This window comes from Mycobacterium sp., assembly GCF_035653355.1.
In the GTDB taxonomy this organism is placed as follows: Bacteria; Actinomycetota; Actinomycetes; order Mycobacteriales; family Mycobacteriaceae; genus Mycobacterium.
The window spans coordinates 1-5,117 of record NZ_DASRBZ010000140.1 but is presented as its reverse complement, the minus strand read 5'-3'; the positions used below and the strand labels follow the sequence as shown (position 1 = coordinate 5,117).

At 66.0% G+C, this 5,117-nt stretch carries 4 protein-coding genes and 1 pseudogene; 1 reads left to right on the top strand and 4 read right to left on the bottom strand.

Features of this window, described 5'->3' with window-relative positions; translation table 11 throughout:
- Positions 1-40: 40 nt before the first annotated feature.
- The 3 genes and pseudogenes from VFA16_RS04585 to VFA16_RS04575 form a co-directional block, all read right to left on the bottom strand.
- The gene (locus VFA16_RS04585; protein ID WP_324966671.1) at positions 41-856 is read right to left on the bottom strand and encodes an ABC transporter ATP-binding protein; all 816 of its coding nucleotides are present in this window, start codon (positions 854-856) and stop codon (positions 41-43) included.
- Positions 857-866: 10 nt separating this feature from the next.
- Positions 867-1,442 (bottom strand): bacterial proteasome activator family protein, encoded by a 576-nt coding sequence (locus tag VFA16_RS04580; RefSeq protein ID WP_324966670.1) that lies wholly within the window; start codon positions 1,440-1,442, stop codon positions 867-869.
- Positions 1,409-3,385 (bottom strand): annotated as a pseudogene (locus VFA16_RS04575) (DUF6541 family protein). Before VFA16_RS04575 ends, VFA16_RS04580 begins: the two are co-directional and overlap by 34 nt.
- A 108-nt stretch (positions 3,386-3,493) precedes the next feature.
- On the opposite strand from VFA16_RS04575, the gene VFA16_RS04570 reads away from it, so the two are divergent.
- The gene (locus VFA16_RS04570) at positions 3,494-4,690 is read left to right on the top strand and encodes a cysteine desulfurase-like protein (RefSeq protein ID WP_324966669.1); all 1,197 of its coding nucleotides are present in this window, start codon (positions 3,494-3,496) and stop codon (positions 4,688-4,690) included.
- Positions 4,691-4,777: 87 nt separating this feature from the next.
- Here the strand turns inward: VFA16_RS04570 and VFA16_RS04565 are convergent.
- Positions 4,778-5,117: zinc-binding dehydrogenase (locus tag VFA16_RS04565; protein ID WP_324966668.1), on the bottom strand; the 340-nt coding region annotated here is incomplete at its 5' end.

The following is a 5,117-nucleotide window of genomic DNA, read 5'->3' as shown; positions in this document are numbered from 1 at the left end:
CACGACTGCGCACACCAATTCACTCATGCCAGGCCACTTTTCATGCAAGCTGCTCGTCGGCGTTGAGCTCGTCGAGCACCGCGCGCACATGCCGGGCGGCATCCTCACCCTCGTAGGCCCGGACCACGTCCTCGATGCCGCCGGTCATCCTGATGGTGCCGTGTTCGATCCACATCGCGGTCCTGCACAGCCGGGCCAGAAACTCGTTGGAATGGCTGGCGAACACCAGGATTCCGGAGCGCTCCACCAGACTTTGCAGTCGGGGCTGGGCCTTTTTCAAAAAGTCAGCATCCACCGCGCCGATGCCTTCGTCGAGCAGCAGGATCTCCGGGTCGATGCTGGTGACCACACCCATCGCCAGCCGCACCCGCATCCCGGTCGAATACGTGCGCAGCGGCATCGACAGGTAATCACCCAGCTCGGTGAACTCGGCGATCTCGTCCACCTTGGCCATCATCTGCTTGCGGGTCTGACCCAAAAACAGTCCGCGGATGATGATGTTCTCGTAGCCGGAGATCTCGGGATCCATCCCGACACCCAGGTCGAACACCGGCGCCACTCGCCCGATCACCGTCGCCGAGCCGCGCGTCGGCTCGTAGATCCCCGAAAGCAGGCGCAGCAGAGTCGATTTCCCGGCCCCGTTGTGACCGACCAGGCCAACCCGGTCGCCCAGGCTCAACGACATGGTGATGTCGCGCAACGCCTCGACGACCACCACGTTGGACGCGTTCCGTCCGATCGTGCCGCCCGCTGCACCCAGGAAGGTCTTCTTCAGCGACCGCGACTTGGCGTCGAAGATGGGAAACTCCACCCACGCGTTGCGCGTCTCGATGTAAGGCGAGTGAGGTCCGGACACCGCTAACTGCTTAGAGGTATTGCCCCGTGCCCGACTGCCCGTGCCCACCCGGCCTGCCGACTCCCGGCGGCAGGGCGCCCTGGCGCATCTGCTCGAGCTGGGCGCGGGCCGCCATCTGCTGGGCGAACAGCGCGGTCTGGATGCCGTGGAACAGCCCTTCCAGCCAGCCGACGAGCTGGGCCTGGGCGATGCGCAGCTCGGCGTCCGACGGGGCGACGTCCTCGTTGAACGGCAGCGTCAGCCGGTCGAGTTCCTCCCGCAGTTCCGGCGCGAGGCCCTCTTCGAGCTCTCGGATGCTGGTGGCGTGAATATCGCGTAGCCGGTTGCGGCTGGCGTCATCCAGCGGTGCGGCCCGCACTTCTTCGAGCAGCTGCTTGATCATCGTGCCGATCCGCATCACCTTGGCCGGCTGCTCGACCAGGTCGGTCAGCGACCGGTCGTCGGAGTCTTCGTCCTCTGTTTGGGTCGCCGCGAGGCGAAGATCGTCGTCCCGGATGATCTCGATGTTGTTGTCGGCATCGCCGTTACTCAATGCGTTCACCACCCTCGGTTTTAGGAGCTTGTCGCGGCAGCATGTCCGCGCCATTCGTAGATGCGGGCCTCACCGTTGTCGTAGATCTTCACCCACGACTTCGACGTGTCTAGTGACACTAGCCCGTCGGGCATAGCGAACCCTCTCACGGTCGGCGTGCTGGTCAGGACATAGCGGATATTGAGTACCCGGACGGCTTCGGGTACTCGCGGATCGGTGTCGGCATTGTCGGCGTAGGCCCAGAAAATGAAGCGGTGATAGCCGGGGCCCTGCTGCATCGGGTAGTCGTAGTGCGTCCACAGTGGGTGCAGACCCGCCACGGCGTACATCCAGGCGGTGCCGTCGGTGTTGGCGTTGCCGATCAGCGTGTCACGGGCACCGGGCAGCCTGGCCAGATACGCCATGGCCTCCAGGTCACGCTGGTCGATCATCACCGAGTCGTACTTGTCGCCGAACAAAAACCGGTGCCGCGGAAAGTAATGCCAGGCGCTGACCAGGTTGACCGCGACCACGAGCACCGCCGCCGTGGCCGCCCACACCGGCGGCGCCACCTGTCGGGTCAGTCGCCGGTCGGCGAGCCGCCTGGCCGCCGCCACTATCAGCATGACCATTGCGAACAGTGCGACGCCGGCCATCAGTACCAGCAACAGCGTCGTGGCCGCCGCAATCCGGCGGGGGTCCTTGTAAAAAAACTCGCCGAACGCTCCGGCGAGTCTGCCAATCGGGCCGCCCAAGGGCGTTCCCGCATCGACATTGACGACAATCAGCACCAACCACACCAGCAGCGGCCACCAGATCCTCTCGACCAGCAGCACGAACCCGCCGATGGCCGCCACCGCGATCAGCGCGTACTGGACCGGAAAGTCGTTGAGGTGACGCGAGTGCTGAAATACCGCGTCGAACAGCCCGCGCTTCTTGCTCAGATAGGTCAGAAACGAGTGCCCCGCGATGACGTCTTCCTGCTGCTTGACACTGATGAACTGCGGCACCAGCACCAGTCCACTGGGCACCGCGACCGCCGCCAGGGTCAGCACGTCGACGATCCGGCCGCGCACCGGATGCCATAGCGCCTCCAGCAGCCACCACGCCGCCAGCAACATGAGCACCACCACCCCGCCGGTGATGTGCACCTAGAAGATGCCGACCAGCGCCAGCACCGCCACCGGGATGCGATCGCGGTGCCGCAGCGTGGAAGTGATCAGCACAAATGTGGGCGCGACGATCCCGTAGGCGGCCAGGTTGGGCATCGCGGCGGTGTCGAACTCGACGTAGGGCAGTGCGGTGAACGACGCCGAGATCGCCGCCGCGGTGGCCGCGGCGCCGGCCGCGCGCCACTCACTCGTATGTGTGCGCAGCGCGCGCCAGGTCAGCAACGCCGCGCTGACCGGAAACAACCAAATCGCGGCCGCCAGCGAACTCAAGGTGTAGGCGGTGGTGGCTGCTGCGCCGGTCAGCTGCGCCAGCACCGCGGCCAGGGCATGGAAAGCCGACGGGTAGTACAGCAGCGCGTGGGTTTCGACGTTGCGCAGCTGGCCCATGTGGGTCGACGACGCCTGGCCGGTGTCGAGGATGAAGCGCACGGTGTTGGCGTGCCAGACCGCGTCCCACGTGCTGGGGATCGATTGCCAGTGCGGTATCCCGCGAACCGCGGCATAGCCGATCAGCAACGCTCCCAGCAGCACCCCGCTGGCGACCGTGATCGCCGGCCAACCCGTGACGGCACGAGATTCGCCGTCGACGTCGCGGTAGCGGTCCAGCAGCACGCGCAGAACGGCCACCGCGATCGTGACGACGACCAGGGCGGCCAGCGCAGTCCATGCGTTCCAAGGGATTCCGACGGCGCCGAACGGGATGATGGCGAGCGCGACCACACCGTATGTCAACGCCGGGCCGACGGCCACCGCGATCGGCCACGTTAGCTGAGCGCTGCGCGCGACGATTGCTCCGGGGGCTATCAGCAACAACAAAGCGATAAGGATTCCGATTGTCAGCCCCACTGGACTAGTATGGCTGGCCGGGCGACCCGGCTCGGGATGGCGGGGACGTATCTGGGTGCCCCGCTAGTGTCGCGGTTTGCGGACCAGCGGAATTCTAAGGTGGCTGCCATGGCATTCGACGTCGCCCGGGTGCGCGGGTTACACCCGTCGCTGGGTGACGGCTGGGTGCACTTCGACGCCCCCGCCGGAATGCTGATTCCCGAGTCCGTCGCGACCACCGTGTCGACCGCTTTTCGCCGGTCGGTAGCCAGTACCGCCAGTGCGCATCCGTCGGCGCGACGCAGTGCCGCCGTGCTGGAGGCGGCGCGCCAGGCGGTGGCCGATCTGCTCAACGCCGACCCTCGCGGAGTGGTCCTGGGCGCCGACCGAGCGGTGTTGCTGTCGTCGTTGGCCGACGCCTCGTCGCCACGTGCCGGGCTGGGTTACGAAATCGTCGTCACCCGTCTGGACGACGAAGCCAACATTGCTCCATGGCTGCGCGCAGCAAACCGGTTCGGTGCGAAGATCAAGTGGGCCGAGGTCGACATCGAAACCGGCGAGTTGCCCAACTGGCAGTGGGAAAGCTTGATCGGAAAGTCGACTCGGTTGGTCGCGGTCACGTCCGCGTCAGGCACCCTGGGCACGGTCACCGAGCTGCGGACGCTGACCAAACTGATCCATGACGTCGGCGGACTGGTGGTTGTTGACCACTCCGCGGCAGCGCCGTATCGGCTGCTTGATATCGAGGAAGCCGACGTCGACGTGGTGGCGGTGAACGCGGTCGCGTGGGGCGGTCCGCCGATCGGCGCCTTGGTGTTTCGCGATCCGGCGCTGATCAATTCGTTCGGTTCCGTTTCGACCAATCCGCACGCCACCGGGCCGGGACGGCTGGAGGTCGGCGTGCATCAGTTCGGTCTGCTGGCCGGTGTGGTCGCCAGCATCGAGTATCTCGCCTCACTCGACGAGTCCGCCCGCGGAACCCGTCGCGAACGACTCGCCGTGTCGATGGAGTCGGCCGGCTCGTACATGAACCGGATTTTCGACTATCTGATGGTCTCCCTGCGGTCGCTGCCGTTGGTGATGGTGATCGGCCGGCCGGAGGTCCGCATCCCGGTGGTCAGTTTCGCTGTCCACGAGGTGCCAGCTGAGCGAGTGGTACAGCGGTTGGCGGACAACGGGGTTCTGGCGATCTCCAACGCCAGATCAAGGGTGCTCGATGTGATCGGAGTCAACGATGTCGGCGGCGCGGTCACCGTCGGGTTGGCGCATTACTCCACAACCGCCGAAGTCGACCAGCTGGTGCGGGCGCTGGCGTCGCTGGGCTAACAGCGGTGTTCGCCGGGCCCTGCGCGGCCACCAGACGCAAAAGGGCCCCAAAAATCCGGCGTGGCAGGGCTTTTGCGTCTGGTCGCGCTAAACCGTCAGCACGATCTTGCCGGCCACCCGTCCCGACGACAGCAATTGGTGCGCGTCGGCGGCCTGCTGGATCGGCATAACCGCGCCGACGATCGGTCGGACCCGTCCGTCAGCAATCATCGGCCACACCGACTTGACCACTGCCTCGACGATGACGCTCTTGCCGTTCGGCCCGGACACCGGTCGGCCGCGCAACGCGGTCCCGATGACCCTTGCCCGTTTGCTGACGAGCTTGCCGAGGTTGAGTTCGCCTTTCACACCGCCCTGCAAGCCGATGACGATCAGCTGTCCGTCGCTGGCCAGCGCATCAAGGTTGCGGTCCAGGTAGGCGGCCCCC